A 16,325-nucleotide genomic window follows, 5' to 3' on the forward strand; every position below is an offset into this window, starting at 1 on the left:
TGAGGGGGTTGGTGTCAAACCTGGGTGCGCAGTGATGATTCGCCGTGGGCGTGGTTGGGTTACTAACCCAACTGCCGATGCGCCCAGCCAGGGAATGCCCACTCGGCTGCCCACCGGCTCGCGCACAGGGTGGACACAGCCAGAGGGGGATACTGGTTCCCAGTCCACAGACGTGATGAATGAGGAGTTCCGTTCATGAGTGACGGTCACCAGCCGTACGGTTCCAACCCGCAGGACCCCAATCAGTACGGCTACCAGCCCGCTCCGATGGTCAACCAGAACCCTTACGCGGACGCCTATGGCGCCAACCAGGCGGCAGGGGAGCAAAAGACGCAGTCGCGCGGAATCGGCCGCAAGACACTGGCCGGTGGCATGGTGGTGGCGGCTCTGGTCGGGGCGGGGACCTACGGCCTGGTCGACCTGGCTGCGGGCGGATCGAACGCTCTGACCAGCGCGACGCAGGGCGCCAGCTCCGATCTGATCGTGAACAACGAGGACGATGTCAATGCGGTCACTGCGTCGGCGGCCAAGGCATCGCCGTCGGTGGTCACCATTTCCTCCGTGTCCGGGAACCAGTCCGGCTCCGGTTCCGGCGTGATCCTGGACGAAGAAGGTCACATCCTCACCAACACGCACGTGGTGACCCTGGACGGGCAGACGAACGATCCCGATCTTGAAGTTCAGCTCTCCGACGGCACGGTGACCGAAGCCAGCGTCGTCGGCACGGACCCGCTCTCGGACCTGGCCGTCATCAAGGTCGACGCCGAAGGGCTGGTTCCCGCCGAGATTGGTGACTCCTCGAAGCTCAACGTGGGTGACACGACCATCGCCATCGGTGCTCCCTTGGGCCTTTCCGGCACCGTGACGGACGGCATCGTCTCCACCACGGACCGCACCATCACAGTGGCATCCTCCGCGGTTCCCGACACACCCACGGAGGGCGACACCCAGGACGAGGGCAACAGCAGCGGGGACGACTGGAGCGACTTCTTCTTCGACTACGGCCAGGGCTCCACGCAGGGTGAGACGGAATCCGTGTACCTCAACGTTCTGCAGACCGATGCGGCGATCAACCCCGGCAACTCCGGTGGTCCGTTGGTCAACACGGACGGGCAGGTCCTGGGCATCAACGTGGCCATCGCTTCCGCCGGTTCGTCGTCCTCCGGAGAGTCCTCGGCAGGCAACATCGGCGTGGGCTTTGCGATCCCGATCAACCACGCCAAGCGAGTGGCCGACGAGATCATCGAGAACGGCGAAGCGACCCACGGGTACTTGGGTGCCACGGTGTCGGCCTCCCCGGCCAACGACGGCGACAGCCAGGTCTTCTCCGGCGGTGCCGTCGTGCAGTCCGTGGAGGACGGCTCACCGGCGGCCGATGCCGGCCTGGAGAAGGACGACATCGTCCAGAGCTTCAACGGGCACAAGATCCAGGATGCAGACGAACTGACCGCAGCCGTCCGCGAACTGCCTGCCGGTGGCGAAGGCGAACTGGTCTACACCCGTGACGGACAGGAAGAGACCGTCACCGTGACGGTCGGCAACGCCGAGGACGCCCAGAACTAGAGCTTGGCCCCGGTGAAGCCCAGCTGACGCCAGGCTTCGTACACGCCGATGGACGCGGCGTTCGCCAGATTGAGTGAGCGCCGCGCGGCCAACATGGGGATCCGCACCTCCTGCGTCACGTGCGGATCCGTCTTGTGCTCCTCGGAGAGCCCCTGGGACTCCTTGCCGAACATCAGCACGTCGTCCTCCCGCCACTGGACCTCTGTGTGCGGCGTGACCCCCGTGGTCGTGAACGCGAACACCCGGTTCGGCTGCAGGGCCGCCCAGGCCGATTCCAAGTCGGGATGGACGGTCATGACGGCCAGGTCGTGGTAGTCCAGACCGGCTCGGCGCAGGTGGGCGTCGTCGAAGTTGAACCCGATGGGCTCCACGATGTGGAGTTCCGCCCCGGTCACCGCAGCCAGACGGATCGCGTTGCCGGTGTTGCCGGGGATTTCGGGTTCCACGAAGAGGATGCGCAGCATGACAGCGATCCTAGGGCGTGGGGCGGCTCAGGACTCGGCCAGGACACGCTGCCGCAGCATGAGCATCGAGCCGTCCCGCAGCACCTGGAGAAGTTCCGTGTGCCGGGCCGTGCATGGTTGCCCCGCAGCGTCGTCGTGGGCAATGCGCTGCCCGGAACCGCCTGTCAGAGCAGGCGCCAGGCTCAGGTGCAGTTCAGCCACTCGCTCGGCGGCGAACCAGTGGCTGAGCAAGGTGGGGCCGCCTTCGCACACCACCCGGTGGTACCCGCGGTCGGCGAGATGGTCGTGGATCAGCTCGGGGTCCGCTCCGGGCCCGCTGCCGAGCGCGACGACGTCGGCCACCTCGGTCAGCTCCCGGACTTTGTCCACCGGTGCGTCGGGACCGGTGAAGATGATCGGCCGGGTCGGGGCCTGGGCCAGGAATGGGGTGTCAACGCTCAGGTCCAAGGCGGCGGACACCACCGCCAGGGTGGGGTGCTCGTCCATCCCGTGCGTAGTCCGCCAGGCGACGGAATCCTCGGACACAGTGAGACCGCCGTAGCCTTCGTCCCGCAGGGTCCCCGCACCCACCATCACGACGTCCGCCACGCTCCGGAGCAGGTCCATGAGCAGCTGATCCGCCGGAGAGGACAGCCCACCGGACACCCCGTGCAGGACGGCCGAGCCGTCCAAGGAGGAAATCATCATTGCCACCGCGCCCTCGCGGGAGTCCGGCCAGGTGGACAGATACGTTTCGCGCAGTTCAGTGGGGGAGACCTGACCCGGCTCCGGCCACAGGCGGTCGAAATGCGTCACGGTCTCAGGCATTGCGGTCTCCCATGTTGTGCTGCGGGTCGATCGGCTCGCGCAACCCCAGGACGGCCGCCGCCATGTCCAGGGCCCGGCGGGAGCCGCGGGCGTCGTGCATCCGAAAAATCCTGGCCCCTCCGAACGCACACGCGGCAGCGGCCACCAGAGACCCCTCACCGCGCTCCTCCTTGGGCAGGCCCAGGGACTCACCCACGAAATCCTTGTTGGACACCGCCGCCAAGGCCGGGTGACCCAGGGCCGCGATCTCCGCGAAACGGCGGGTCAGTTCCAGTGAGTGGGCGGTGTTCTTGTTGAGATCGTGACCCGGGTCGATCACGAGCTGGTCGGTGCGCAACCCGCTCGACAACGCGGCCTCCACTCGTCCTGTCAGGAACCGGAGGACGTCGGCCACCACGTCGTCGTAGGTGGGGCGCGGGACCACGGTCCGGGTCGAGGCGGGGGAGGAGGTCAGCGAATGAGTGATGACCAGGTGCGCACCGTGCTCGCGAACCACCGAGAGCATGTCCGGATCGGAGAGCCCGGTGGTGTCGTTCACGACGTCCGCACCCGCGGCCAGGCACGCGTCGGCGACGCTCGCGTGAAAAGTGTCCACGGAGATGATGACATCCGGGCGGGCCGCCCGGATGCCTTCGACGACGGGCAGGACACGTTCCTGCTCAGCGGCTGCAGGCAAGGGCTCACCGGGGGAGAACGGCACCCCGCCGATGTCCACCCAGTCGGCGCCCTCGTCCACGGCTCGGAGACCGGCGTTCACGGCGGCGCCCAGGGCAAAGGTGCGGCCCCGGTCGTAGAACGAATCGGGGGTGCGATTGACCACGGCCATGACCAACAGGTCGGTGCGGAAATCCACGCGCCGCGGTCCCATCAGGCGAACGGGAGCCATAAAGTCCGGGTGGAAACCCAAGGGCGGCGGGACAGGTGCGTGCGGATCGGTCACGCACCTCACGGTACCGGGCCGTCAGGTCAAGCGTTCCTGGGGTCGGTGCGGGGCGTCGTCGTTCTTGAAGTGTTTTCGCAATGCCAAGGCTGCGTAGACCAGTGCCACCAGAGCGGGCACCTCGATCAACGGGCCGACCACGCCGGCCAAGGCTTGCCCGGAGGTGACGCCGAAGGTGCCGATGGCCACGGCGATCGCGAGCTCGAAGTTGTTGCCCGCCGCCGTGAAGGCCAGCGTGGTGGTCCGTGCGTAGCCCAGTCCGAGCGTGCGCCCGACGACGAATCCGGCGCCCCACATGACGGAGAAGTACACCAGGAGAGGAACCGCGATCCTGGCGACGTCCCAGGGCTGCGAGGTGATGCGGTCGCCCTGGAGCGCGAACAGGAGAACCACCGTGAACAGCAGCCCGTAGAGAGCCCACGGGCCGATCGTCGGCAGGACCTTCGATTCGTACCACTTGCGCCCGCGGCGACGCTCGCCAAGGGTGCGGGTCAGGAAGCCCGCCACCAGGGGGATGCCCAGGAACACGAGGACCGAGACGGCGATCTCCCACGTGGAAACCTCCAGACCCTGCTGATCCAGACCCAGCCAGCCCGGCAGCCCCACCAGGTAGAACCAGGCGAGCCCGCTGAAAGCGACCACCTGGAACACGCTGTTGATCGCCACCAGGACGGCCGCCGCCTCGCGATCCCCACACGCGAGGTCGTTCCAGATGATGACCATGGCGATGCACCGGGCCAGACCCACGATGATCAAGCCCGTGCGGTACTCCGGCAGATCAGGCAGGAAGATCCAGGCCAGGGCGAACATCAAGGCCGGGCCGACCAGCCAGTTGAGCACCAGGGAGCCACCGAGCATGCGCTTGTCCGCGGTCACGCTCCCGAGCCGGTCGTAGCGGACCTTGGCGAGCACCGGGTACATCATGACCAGCAGACCGAAGGCGATCGGCAGCGAGATGCCGCCGACCTCGAGCCAGGCCAGGAAGTCGCCCAGGCCGGGAATCAGCCGCCCCAGAGCGAGACCGGTGATCATGGCCAGCCCGATCCACACGGGGAGGAAACGGTCGAGGGTGGACAGATGGCGGCGCATCGGGGCGTCCGGCTCCGGGCCACGCGAACCGTCCCTCACGGCCTTCGTGGGTCCTGACGTCATGACGCAACTCCTGTCGAATCTCCGTGTGCGGTCCCAAGGTTTCGGGCTCGCCCTTGCATCGATGTATGTCAATGCACAACGTCAGGGTGGCCCACTGCTTCGAAGATTGTCAATTCACCTGTGCCATCATGGGTGAATGCCCCAGAACGTCACGCCGTCGGAACTGCTGCCGGTCCTCCAGGACACGGTGCCGCAGCCCCTGCCCGCGCGGACTGCTGACGCCGTGGCGGCCGAGTTCAAGGCCCTCGCGGACTCCGCCAGACTGCGCCTGTTCCTACAGATCGCGGGCGTGGAGGGGGAGGTTTGCGTGTGTCATCTGGACGGCATGGGACTGTCCCAGCCCACGGTCTCCCACCACCTGCGCAAGCTCCGGGAGACCGGGCTGGTCACGAGTGACCGCCGCGGTACCTGGGTGCATTACCGCACCACGGAACGGGGCGAGCGGATGGCTGCGCTCGTCGCCGACGTTCTGCCCGGCTCCTGACGACGAGCGCCGCGTGACCGCACTCACTCGGCCCCTCCAGAGGACTCGACGACGCTCGTAGACTGGCCCCATGCCCACCCCTGACCCGACCCTGACGTCCAGCGTGCCGACCTCCGGTCCGGCATCTCGGGCGTCCCAGGTGTACTTGGACCACGCGGCCACGCACCCCACGCTTCCGCAGGCGGCGACCGCCATGCTCGACCAGCTCCAGCGCGGCGGAAACCCGTCGGCCATCAACGCCACCGGCAGGAGCGCACGTCGCGTTCTGGAGGAAAGCCGGGACACCGTCGCCCGGGCACTGAACGTGGACTCCGTGGAGGTCATCTTCACCTCCGGGGGGACAGAGGCCGACAACTTGGCGGTCAAGGGCCTCTACGGCCGGCGCCACCAGGAAAACCCAGCGCGGACCCGGGTCCTGGTCTCCGCCGTCGAACACCCTGCGGTGATGGAGAGCGCCCAGTTCCTGGCCGACCGCCACGGCGCGCAGTTGGAAATCGTGCCGGTGGATGCCCAGGGGCGGGTCAGCCCCACGGTGCTGCGGGACATGATCGCCCGGGCCCCGGATCAGGTGGCCCTGGTGGCCGTCATGTGGGCCAACAACGAAATCGGCACCGTCCAGCCCGTTGCCGAGCTTGCAGCCGTGTGTCAGGAGCACGGGGTCCCGCTGCACGTGGACGCCGTTCAGGCCTTCGGCGCTCTTCCGGTGGATGCCAGCCTTCCGGGCATCGCCACCCTGGCCGTGACGGGACACAAGATCGGGGCGCCCGTGGGCACCGGTGCGCTCTACGTCGGCCGGGACGTCAAGCTGGACACCACCCTCCACGGCGGCGGGCAACAGCGCTCGCTGCGTTCGGGCACCCTGGACGCCGCGGGGGCGGCCGCCTTCGCGGCAGCCGTGGACACCGTGTGCGGTGACCTCGCGACCGAGTCGGAGCGTATCGCCTCGTTGCGTGACGACCTGATCCGTGGCATCCGCGCCGCGGTTCCAGAGGCCGTGCTCCGCGGACCGGAGGATTTCGAACACACCGGAACCCGGTTGCCCAACAACGTCCACTTCACCTTCCCCGGTGCGGAGGGCGATTCCCTGCTGTTCCTCCTGGACGCCGCCGGCATCGCGACCTCCACAGGTTCTGCCTGCTCCGCCGGGGTCCCGCGCCCGTCGTCGGTCCTGTTGGCCCTGGGCCTGGACGAGGACACAGCCCGCGGCGCCCAACGCTTCACCCTGGGCCACGGTTCCACCCACGACGACGTCGCTGCCCTTCTGGCCGTTCTGCCCGAGGTGTACGGTCGCGCGAAGGCCGCGGGAATGGCCGGGCGCGTCTCGTCGTTGGGGTAGGGGCGGCCCCCGGAGCCGGAGTCTCGGGCCAAAACCTGAACCGACTCGCAGACCCCGTCCGATCCAGCTCGTTCCGACCCACCGCTTTCACCCACACCTTCCGAACCACACCGTTCGACCCACACAGGAGAATCCATTGCGCGTGCTCGCAGCCATGTCCGGAGGCGTCGACTCGGCGGTCGCCGCCGCCCGAGCCGTGGACGCCGGCCACGACGTCACCGGAGTCCACCTGGCCCTCAACCGCATGCCCGGCACCCTGCGCACGGGCTCCCGCGGATGCTGCACCGTGGAGGACTCCAACGACGCCTGGCGGGCCGCCGAGAAACTCGGCATCCCGTTCTACGTGTGGGACTTCTCCGAACGCTTCAAGGAAGACGTGGTCGACGACTTCGTGGCCGAGTACGCTGCCGGACGCACCCCCAACCCGTGCCTGCGCTGCAACGAAAAGATCAAGTTCGCGGCCCTGCTGGAAAAGGCGATGGCGCTGGGGTTCGACGCGGTGTGCACCGGCCACTACGCCAACGTGGTGACCGTGGACGGCCACCCGCAACTGCACCGCGCCGCCGAGGACGCCAAGGACCAGTCCTACGTGCTCGGCGTGCTGGACGAACAGCAGCTCAACCACTGCCTGTTCCCCCTGGGGGACACACCCTCGAAGGCCCAGATCCGAGAAGAGGCCGCCCGCCGCGGCCTGTCCGTGGCCTCCAAGCCGGACTCCCACGACATCTGCTTCATCCCCGACGGCGACACCCGCGGATGGCTCTCCGAGCGCATCGACCTGGAACCCGGTCGAATCCTGGACGACCAGGGCAACGACCTGGGGCAGCACGACGGCGCACTGGCCTACACGGTCGGTCAGCGCAAGGGGCTGAAGATCGGCCGACCCGCACCCGACGGCAAGCCCCGGTTCGTCCTGGAGATCCGTCCCAAGACCAATGAAGTGGTCGTGGGGGCCAAGGAGCAGCTCGCGGTCCGCACCATCCGTGGCATCCGTGCGTCGTGGGCCGGGCAGCCCGTTCCAGCCTTCGAGCAGTTCCTGGCGGAGCAGCCGCAGCCGGCGGGGGCGACGTCGTCGTCGATCCGCGTGGAGGTCCAGGTCCGTGCCCACGGTGAGTCCTTGCCTGCCACGGCGTGGCTCGAGTCCGCCGTGGACGACGACGCCGCGGAGCCCGCGACCCGGGTGGAACTGATCATTGTCCTGGACGATTCCCTCAAGGGCGTGGCGCCCGGCCAGTCGGCCGTGGTCTACGACGGAACGCGCGTGCTGGGGCAGGCCAAGATCAACACGGCTCGGGCAGGGGCCCCGGCTGACTTAGGATCGAGCGCATGAAGGCGTCCGAACAGGCCATGACCGAGCTGCGTTCCATCCGCGACACCATCGACAACCTGGACGCGGTCCTGGTGGGCGTGTTGGCGGAACGGTTCAAAGCCACCCAGCGTGTGGGGGAACTCAAGGCTCTCAACGATCTCCCCGCCGGTGACCCCGAGCGGGAGAAGCTGCAGATCGAACGGCTGCGCCGGTTGGCCTCCGAGGCGCAGCTGGACCCGGAGTTCGCGGAGAAGATCCTGAACTTCATCATCAGCGAGGTCATCCAGCGTCATGAACGCATCGCCGAGGAACACCGAGCTGACGAACAACGCGCCGATGAACGATGAACACCGAGCCGAGGCCGATGCCTGAGCGCACCCAGGTCACCGGTCACGCAGCTTTGGAGCAACGTCCGGAAACGGCCCGCGCCACGGTGCTCGGCCAGTTGCCGGGAACGAACATGGTGGAGACCGTCACCATGCTGCGCGGCGAACTCGGTGCACCGCACCGCGGCGTCCTGCCGATCCTGGCCGCGCGTTCCGACGTAGCACATCCGGTGCCCCGAACCGCCACGGTCCTGACCGACCTGTGGACGGACCTGCAACCGCACGGGTGGCGGCTGACCCGCCACGACGGCAAGGAGTCCCGCGCCGCGGCCGCACTGGTGGCCAGCGACGTGAACGTGCTCGCCGACGTCCTGGGAGCCGAGACCGACGGCGACCGCGGCCCGGTCGTCGTGGAACTGCTCGGGCCGATGTCCCTGGCGGCGTCCCTTCACCTCCACAACGGGGAGAAGGTCCTGCTGGACCACGGTGCCCGCCGGGACGTGGCCGAGGCCCTGGCCGACGGCGTGGGTTCACACCTGCGCTCGGTCCGCGACTCAGCGGACGGGCGCCCGATCGTGCTGCGGTTGCGTGAACCCGACCTGGCACGCGTGCTGAACGGCGAGGTTCCCACGGCCAGCGGGTACCGCACCCTGCGGGCCGTTCCGAAGCACGAGGTGGACCGCGCCGTGGAACTCCTGGCCGAGTCCGCGCGCGCCGCGGGCGCGGTGGAGACCGAACTCGTCCTTCCCGACGGCGTCGACCCCCGTCATCACGCGGGCGGCGCCGTGGACAGGTTGTACCTGGCCCACCCGGGGTCGGCGGCCGAGGACTGGGAGCCGATCGCCGCCGTCGTGGAGAACGACGTGCGGATCGGTCTCCTTCTGCCCGCGCTCACGCGTGGCGGTTCGGACCGGTTCGTGCCGGTCGGCCGACTCGTCGAGTCCGTGGCGAGGCCGTGGACCGACCTGGGGTTGCGGGCCCAACTGCTGGACCAGGTCACGGTCGCCCCCGACGCAGGTCTTGAGGCCCACGCGCCGCACGAGGTCCGGCGCGCGACCGAGCGGGCGACGGACCTGGCCCACGCGTTGCACGAGGTGGCACTCGACGCGTGACACACTGCCACCCCGACGTCGGCGGGTGAACCCGGCATGGGCGGACACTGACCGCGGCATGACATCATGGCGGCGGTACCGTACACCCAGGCTGCCTGCGCCGGACCAGGAATGAGCGGGGAGCCCTGATGATGGAGGATCGGTGAACGCACGCATTCTGGTCGTCGACGACGACGCAGCTCTGGCAGAAATGATCGGGATCATCCTCAACGCCGAGGAGTACGAAACCGTGTTCTGCGCCGACGGCGCCGAGGCCGTCCAGGCCTTCCACGACGCCCAACCGGACCTGGTGCTCCTGGACCTCATGCTGCCCGGCAAGGACGGCATCCAGATCTGCCGCGAGATCCGAACCGCCTCGGACGTCTCGATCGTCATGCTTACCGCCAAGTCGGACACCGAAGACGTGGTCCGCGGGCTCGAGGCAGGTGCCGACGACTACATTCCCAAGCCCTTCAAGCCCGCAGAGCTGTTGGCCCGTGTCAAAGCCAGGCTGCGCCCGGGGTCCCGGGCCACCAGCAACGAACTCGAGGTCGGTGACGTCACGATCGACATCACCGGGCACCAGGTCACCCGCGACGGCGTGGAGATCAGCCTGACCCCCTTGGAGTTCGAGTTGCTGGCCACTCTGGCGCGTGCTCCCGAACAGGTGTTCTCGCGTGAAATGCTGCTGCGCGATGTCTGGGGATACCAGCATGCGGCTGACACACGTCTGGTCAACGTGCACGTCCAGCGGCTGCGCTCCAAGATCGAGCGCGATCCCGAGAATCCGCAGATCGTGGTGACCGTGCGGGGAGTCGGCTACCGCGCGGGCCACCTGGAAAGGCACTGAGCGAGCCCGCCCACGGTGCTCGCCTGAACCACGATGTCGGAACGCACGGATTCTCCGCCCCAGCACTCGGGCCCCACCCTTGAGGACGGGGTCATCGACGAACGCGCTGACGTGGTCGCAGGTGGATCCGAGCACGACGAGCGCCGCACCCCGGTCGCTCTGACGGCTGGCCCGCAGCCGGGGCACGCTGCCGATGCCCGGGTGGCCGCGGAGGCCACGACTCCGCGTCGTTTTGCCGCGCGACCGACTCCGCCTGCGGCGCCCCGGCGTCGTCGGGGTCCGATCAACATGTTGCGATTCCGCTTGGGACTGCTGGTCCGGCGGTGGAGGCAGTCCCTCCAGTTCCGTGCCGTGAGCATCGCGATGCTCGGGGCCATGGTGATCTTCCTGGTCACGGGCGCATTCCTGTCCCACCAGATCTCCGAGCGACTGTTCAACGACCGCCTGGAACAGGTCTTGGCGCAGTCCGACACCGACTTCACCCAGGTGCAGGCCAGTTTCCAAGCCTCCGACGCCGCGGACCGTGAGCAACTGCAGACGCTGGTCAGCTCGACCCTGGACAACCTGGACAGCGACCCCGCCAGCAGCCAGCGTCGGTGGGTGCTCGTGCCGCTGTCCACGGAGACCGGTCAGAACATGCTTCCCGCCCAGGCGGAGAGCAGTTGGATGACCTCGGCCACCGTGCCGGAGGAGCTCCAGGACCGTGTGGCCGGCGGGGACGGGACCTATTGGCAGTCCTCATCGGTCCGGATGGACGAGAACGGCGCCCCAGTACCTGTGGTGATCGTGGGCCGCGTGGTGGAGCCCCAACAAGGCTCCAAGTACGCGCTGTACCTGGTCAACGACTTCTCCCAGCCCCAGAACACCCTGGACGAGATCCACGCCGTGCTGATCCTGGCCACCCTGGTCCAGGCGCTGCTGGTCTCTGGAGTGGTGGGGTACGTGACCCGGGAGGTGGTCCGTCCCGTGTCCACGACCGCGCGAGTTTCGGAGTCTCTGGCAGACGGCAACCTGGGCGTGCGCATGGAGGTCGAAGGTTCGCACGAGGTGGCCCGCCTGGGGCGGTCCTTCAACCGCATGGCCGACAACCTTGAGGACCAGATCACCCGGCTGGAACGCCTGTCCTCCATGCAACAGACCTTCGTGTCGGACGTTTCCCACGAACTGCGCACGCCCCTGACCACGGTGCGGATGGCGGCGGAGGTGCTCCACAACGCCCGCGACGAATTCGACCCGGTCAACCGGCGGTCCGCGGAACTGCTCTACAACCAGGTGGACCGGTTCGACACGCTGTTGGCCGACCTGTTGGAGATCTCCCGGTTCGACGCCGGTGCCGCCCGCCTGGACATCTCCGGCACCAATCTTTTCGCCCTGATCAACGAGGTCCTGGAGGCCACGGCCCCGCTCGCTGCGAATTCAGGGTCCGTGGTCCGCGTGCACTCGGACCTCCAGCGGTGCATCGTGCAGATGGATCAGCGCCGGATCGATCGCATCTTGCGCAATCTCCTGGTCAACGCCCTGGAGCACGGCGAAGGCCGCCCCGTGGACATCGTGGTCAAGGCCTCCGACGTCGCGGTGGGGATCGCCGTGCGTGACCACGGCATCGGCATGACGCCGGAGCAGACCCAGAAGGTCTTCAACCGGTTCTGGCGTGCCGACCCCGCCCGTGCTCGCACCACGGGTGGAACCGGACTCGGGTTGTCGATCGCCGTCGAGGACACGCGTCTGCACGGCGGCCGACTCGATGCCTGGGGCTCTCCCGGGGACGGCGCGTGCTTCCGCCTCACCCTGCCCCTGCTCAGATCGCGCCCCCTCTCGGACGCGGACGTCAGCCCGGTGGATCTGCCCCCGGTGGACGACGAACTGCCGTCGGTCGCCGTCGTCACAGACACCGGAACATTCTCCGCGGTCCCGCTGGACCGCGATTCCGTGATCGCGCCCGTCACGGAAACGATCCCCGTCATCAGCCCGCTCGACGACGACGGTGACGACTCGGCCGAGGAAACCCCCGGAGGGGACCGGGCATCCGGGACCGACACCGTCCCAGTCCCGGAACACGACCCCGTGCGGGCCGCGGCAGGGCTGGAGGGACTCGGTGCGAGCATGACCAGCCTGCGTCCCGCCATCGGCGGCGACTTCCTCACCTCCAGCACCGTGAGCGACGAGGGGGTCACCGGCGCCCATCAGTTCGAGGCCGTCCCGGCGGCGGCAGTCCATGGCCTGGGCGAGGACACGGCCGACGATCTCGACGAGGCCTACGAAGACCTCTACGCGGACGACTCGGGTGAACTGCCCGCTTTCCACGACGCTGAGGACGACGACCAGACGGGTGGTGCCCGATGAGGCGGACACACAGGTTCTCCCTGCACCGGTGGCCCCTGGCCGTGACCGTGACCGGGGCCCTGTTGCTCTCTGGCTGCGCGTCCATCCCCACGTCTGGACCGGTGCACCAGGCGGATCCGCCGGTGTCCTCCACCCCGGACGCCAGCACCGAACCCGCCGTCGCCGGCCCCGAAGCCGACATGACCCCCGAAGAGGTCGTTCAGGGCTTCCTGGCGGCAGGACAGGGCCAGGACGACGATTACGCCGTGGCGCGGCAGTATCTGACGACGGATCTGGCGGAGACCTGGAGCCCGTACGAGCGCACGGTCGTCTTCTCCGGCGCAGCCGGCATCCAGGAGGGACTCGAGGAGAACCAGGTCCGGGTCAGCGTGGACGAACGCGCCACGATCGATGACCACGGCGTGATGAAGCGACGCGAGGCGGGCTCCAGCGAGGAGATGGACGTGGAGTTGACCGAGGTCGACGGCCAGTGGCGGATCTCCTCGGTTCCCGACGGGGTCCTGGTCCCGGCGTCCAACCTGGACGACCTCTACCAGCCCCACAACCTGTACTTCCTCGGCAAGGACGGCAAGACCGTGGTGCCCGATCCCCGGTGGTTCCCGGACCGCCAGGGAGTCTCGACCTCCATCATCCGGGCCCTGTTGAACGGCCCGGCCCCGTACCTGGAGGGTTCCGTTGACTCCACCTTCCCGGAGGGCACCGAGCTCGCAGGCCCCTCTGTGCCGGTGCAGGACGGGACGGCCGAGGTGTCCCTGGACGTGCCGGACTACAGCGCCGTGGACGTGGTGGGTAACCGGAACATGTACTCCCAGGTGAGTCTGACCCTCTTGGCGCTGGGGAACGTGGAGAACGTGAACCTGTCGGCCGGCGGGGGAGAGGCGGACCTCGGCGCGGATGACCAGTCCCCGTTGTCGCCCGACCCCGTCACGGTTCCTTCGCGTCAGATCGGACTGGACGGAGACCGACTCGTGTATCTTCAGGGCGGGCAAACCCAAGCCGTGGACTCGGTCTCCGATGCTTTGGTGGGGCAGGCGCCGCAGAATCCGGCGATGAATGCGGACATGACGGAATTCGCGGCCCTGGTCGACGACGGCTCCACGCTCGTGACCTTCACCGACGCCGAACCCGAAGCCGTTGAGCGGTTCACGGGAGAGGACCTGTCCGCTCCGTCCACGGACCCCAACGGCTGGGTCTGGGTGGGCACCGGGGACGGTCAAGTCAGGGCTGCGGATGCCGGGACTGCAGGGACGCAGGCCGAGGACGTCGACGCACCGTGGTTGGACGGTCGGGCGGTCAGGTCCCTGAAGATCTCCCGGGACGGTTCCCGTGCCCTCATTGTGGTCTCCGACGGAGAGTCGGCACAGGTGCTGATCAGCGGGGTTCAGCGTGACGACGACGGCAGACCGCAGTCCTTGAACACCCCGTACCTGGTGGACTCCGGGGAAGGCGACCTGATGATGGGCGACGCGGCGTGGATCAGCGAGACCCAGTTCGTGGCGACCTCCGTGACCGACGGCGGTACCGCGCCCCGGCTGTACGACATCTCCGGGCGCTACCGCGAACTGCCCTACGTCGACGACGGTGTGACCAACGTGGCGGGAGGCAACGGGGAGCGCGAGATCTTCGTCGAATCGGGGGACGAACTCCGCCTGCTCACCGGTGAGTCCTGGTCCCCGCAGAGTGACCAGATCGCATCGACGGCCTTCGCCGGATGACGTCAACCCCGCAGCGAATGGGGCTCCACAGTCCTCGCGCTGACGGGCACGCTTGAGTGGGCCGACACCCGTCGTGAACTGAGTCGGTCCGTGGTGGGAACCGCGGTGCAGGCTGCTCTCGTGAGTGTCCACGGACAGGCATGGGATCGCGTCGCCACCGCTGTGACCGGGGTGATCGCAACCGGTCTGGAACCGGTGCTGCCCGTTGAGTGCGTCGTGTGCCGAGAGCCCGGAGCGGCGCTGTGCCGCTCGTGTCGGCGCCTGCTCCATCGCAGCACCGCCCATCCGGCACGTGTCGAGCACTACGCCCGCCATGCCGACGGACTCCCCATCGTCGCGGCGGGCACCTACGAACACGAACTGGCTACGTGTCTTCTGGCCATGAAGCAGGCCGGGCGCACGGACCTTCTTCCCGAACTGGGGCCGGTGCTGCTGCGAGCCGTGCGCGCCGCCCTCGGAACTCCGGGGCCGGTCGACGACACCGCGGGGCCACGGCGGGTGGACCTGGTGCCGATCCCCACCTCCGCCCGGGCCCTCCGTCGCCGGTGGTTCGATCCGGTCGGCGAGCTGCTCTCGGCAGGGCGCCCGGGCGTCAACCTCCCGCCGGGGACGTCGGTCACACCCTGGTTGGTGCACCGTAGCCGGGACCCGGACGGTGCGATCCGCGAACTGGCCCAGCGGCTGCACCTTGGTCCGCGTGCGGAGGCAGGGGCGCAGAAAGCACGTTCTGCCGACGCGCGGGTGCGCTCGGGTGCTCAGAACTTCCGCGTGGCAACGGGACGTCGTCTTCCCTCCGGCCGACGGGCACAGCCGGGTGCGGTGGTCCTGATCGACGACGTCGTGACCACCGGGGCCACGTTGTCCAGAGCCTGTCGGACCCTGCGTGACGCGGGGGCGGAGGTCCTCGGCGCGGTCGTTCTGGCAGCGGCCCATACGCCGACAGGGAACATGCCGCACGGGGTCGGCCACGAAGGCCTGTGAAGGTGAATTCAAAGTGTGAGCGGGGTAACGTGAGAGGTACCGGGATTGGTCCCCGGGGTGGAGGTTGCATCGCCGGTCTCCACAGTGACCAGCGAGACTGGAGGACACCATGGAGCTCATCATCCAGGGGCGCAACGTCAGCGTTCCGGAACGGTTCAAGGAGTACGTGGCCGAAAAGGTCGTGAAATTCGAAGAACTGGGTGACAAGGTCCAACGGATCGAAGTGAAGGTCGTCAAGGAGAACCCCACTCCCGGTCGTGACGGTATGCGGGTCGAAGCCACGGTTATCGGGCGAGGCCCCGTCCTCCGTGCAGAGGCCCGGGGTGATGACAAGTTCGCAGTGTTCGACGAGGCCTACGCCAAGCTGATCGAGCAGCTGCGCCGCGCCCGCGATCGTCGTAAGGTGCACCGCGGCCACCATCGTCCCACCGCCGTGTTCGAGGCCACTGGTCCGCTGCCCGTGGCACCGACCGATGGCCCGGTCTATGCCTCCGAGCAGGAACTCGCGGCTGCCGAGGTCGAGGCCTTCGACACGGAGTACGGCCTGGAAGACGACGTTCCGCCCGTGGAGATCCGGCGCAAGCGGTTCCCTGAGGAACGCATGACCGTGGACCAGGCCGTGGATCGCATGGAACTGGTCGGTCACGACTTCTACCTGTTCGTTGACGCGGAAACCGGTGAGCCGTCGGTCGCATATCGCCGGAAGGGCTGGGAATACGGTGTAATTAGTCTCAGCTCGGAGGCCACCGACACGGAGTCGGAACCCGCCCGGGCCTACCAGGCGGGCTAGTCAACACCTGATTTCGACGGTGCGGGGCGAGAGATCACCCCGCACCGTCGTCATGTCCACTGGCGTACACTGGGGCGGATTGTCATGCCCCCGCCACCACGGGAGTATGGGTCGGGACGCGGCGACGTGTCGCCCCACGCCGTAGAGATCCCCCGACGTAGCGATCCCCGCGGA

Annotated in this window: 15 protein-coding genes; 11 read left to right on the forward strand and 4 right to left on the reverse strand. The window is 68.2% G+C overall.

The genetic code is table 11. The features are described 5' to 3' along the window. The first annotated feature begins 195 nt into the window (after positions 1–195). The gene (locus GWK18_RS02415) at positions 196–1,563 is read left to right on the forward strand and encodes a trypsin-like peptidase domain-containing protein (RefSeq protein WP_166832975.1); all 1,368 of its coding nucleotides are present in this window, start codon (positions 196–198) and stop codon (positions 1,561–1,563) included. On the opposite strand, the gene GWK18_RS02420 is transcribed toward GWK18_RS02415, so the two are convergent. The 4 genes from GWK18_RS02420 to arsB form a co-directional block, all read right to left on the reverse strand. Further along, positions 1,560–2,027 carry a tRNA (cytidine(34)-2'-O)-methyltransferase gene (locus tag GWK18_RS02420; RefSeq protein ID WP_166832977.1) on the reverse strand — a complete coding sequence of 156 codons (468 nt, stop codon included), beginning with the start codon at positions 2,025–2,027 and terminating at the stop codon, positions 1,560–1,562. The two genes, GWK18_RS02415 and GWK18_RS02420, sit on opposite strands and share 4 nt — an antisense overlap. Positions 2,028–2,054: 27 nt before the next feature. Next, positions 2,055–2,834: a dihydrofolate reductase family protein gene (locus GWK18_RS02425; protein WP_166832979.1), complete on the reverse strand. Its 780-nt coding sequence runs from the start codon at positions 2,832–2,834 to the stop codon at positions 2,055–2,057. Then, on the reverse strand, positions 2,827–3,687 hold the full coding sequence (folP, locus tag GWK18_RS02430) for a dihydropteroate synthase (protein ID WP_348535807.1): 861 nt from the start codon (positions 3,685–3,687) through the stop codon (positions 2,827–2,829). Before folP ends, GWK18_RS02425 begins: the two co-directional genes overlap by 8 nt. A 108-nt stretch (positions 3,688–3,795) precedes the next feature. Beyond that, positions 3,796–4,863 (reverse strand): ACR3 family arsenite efflux transporter, encoded by a 1,068-nt coding sequence (arsB, locus tag GWK18_RS02435; RefSeq protein ID WP_166833166.1) that lies wholly within the window; start codon positions 4,861–4,863, stop codon positions 3,796–3,798. A 199-nt stretch (positions 4,864–5,062) separates the two neighbouring features. Here arsB and GWK18_RS02440 point away from each other — a divergent pair, with 199 nt between their 5' ends. The 10 genes from GWK18_RS02440 to raiA all read left to right on the forward strand — a co-directional run bounded on the left by GWK18_RS02440 (position 5,063) and on the right by raiA (position 16,151). Then, positions 5,063–5,410 (forward strand): metalloregulator ArsR/SmtB family transcription factor, encoded by a 348-nt coding sequence (locus GWK18_RS02440; RefSeq protein ID WP_166832983.1) that lies wholly within the window; start codon positions 5,063–5,065, stop codon positions 5,408–5,410. A 70-nt stretch (positions 5,411–5,480) separates the two neighbouring features. Next, a complete protein-coding gene (locus GWK18_RS02445; RefSeq protein WP_166832985.1) occupies positions 5,481–6,746 on the forward strand; it encodes a cysteine desulfurase family protein in 1,266 nt (421 codons plus the stop codon). Positions 6,747–6,882: 136 nt separating this feature from the next. After that, entirely contained in the window at positions 6,883–8,076 is a 1,194-nt protein-coding gene (gene mnmA, locus GWK18_RS02450; protein WP_209280891.1) for a tRNA 2-thiouridine(34) synthase MnmA, read from the forward strand. Next, entirely contained in the window at positions 8,073–8,402 is a 330-nt protein-coding gene (locus GWK18_RS02455) for a chorismate mutase (RefSeq protein WP_166832987.1), read from the forward strand. Before mnmA ends, GWK18_RS02455 begins: the two co-directional genes overlap by 4 nt. 17 nt (positions 8,403–8,419) lie before the next feature. After that, on the forward strand, positions 8,420–9,493 hold the full coding sequence (locus GWK18_RS02460; protein ID WP_166832989.1) for a hypothetical protein: 1,074 nt from the start codon (positions 8,420–8,422) through the stop codon (positions 9,491–9,493). Positions 9,494–9,635: 142 nt separating this feature from the next. Beyond that, positions 9,636–10,322: an MtrAB system response regulator MtrA gene (gene mtrA / locus GWK18_RS02465; RefSeq protein WP_123825480.1), complete on the forward strand. Its 687-nt coding sequence runs from the start codon at positions 9,636–9,638 to the stop codon at positions 10,320–10,322. A gap of 33 nt (positions 10,323–10,355) precedes the next feature. Continuing rightward, positions 10,356–12,665, forward strand: a complete 2,310-nt coding sequence (gene mtrB / locus GWK18_RS02470) for an MtrAB system histidine kinase MtrB (protein ID WP_280720410.1) — start codon at positions 10,356–10,358, stop codon at positions 12,663–12,665. After that, positions 12,662–14,380 carry an LpqB family beta-propeller domain-containing protein gene (locus GWK18_RS02475; protein WP_166832991.1) on the forward strand — a complete coding sequence of 573 codons (1,719 nt, stop codon included), beginning with the start codon at positions 12,662–12,664 and terminating at the stop codon, positions 14,378–14,380. Before mtrB ends, GWK18_RS02475 begins: the two co-directional genes overlap by 4 nt. Positions 14,381–14,500: 120 nt before the next feature. After that, positions 14,501–15,361, forward strand: a complete 861-nt coding sequence (locus GWK18_RS02480; RefSeq protein ID WP_123825478.1) for a phosphoribosyltransferase family protein — start codon at positions 14,501–14,503, stop codon at positions 15,359–15,361. 109 nt (positions 15,362–15,470) lie between these two features. Beyond that, a complete protein-coding gene (gene raiA / locus GWK18_RS02485) occupies positions 15,471–16,151 on the forward strand; it encodes a ribosome-associated translation inhibitor RaiA (protein WP_123825477.1) in 681 nt (226 codons plus the stop codon). Positions 16,152–16,325 lie beyond the last annotated feature (174 nt).

The organism is Kocuria sp. JC486, assembly GCF_011602805.1.
GTDB classification, from domain to species: Bacteria; Actinomycetota; Actinomycetes; order Actinomycetales; family Micrococcaceae; genus Kocuria; species Kocuria soli.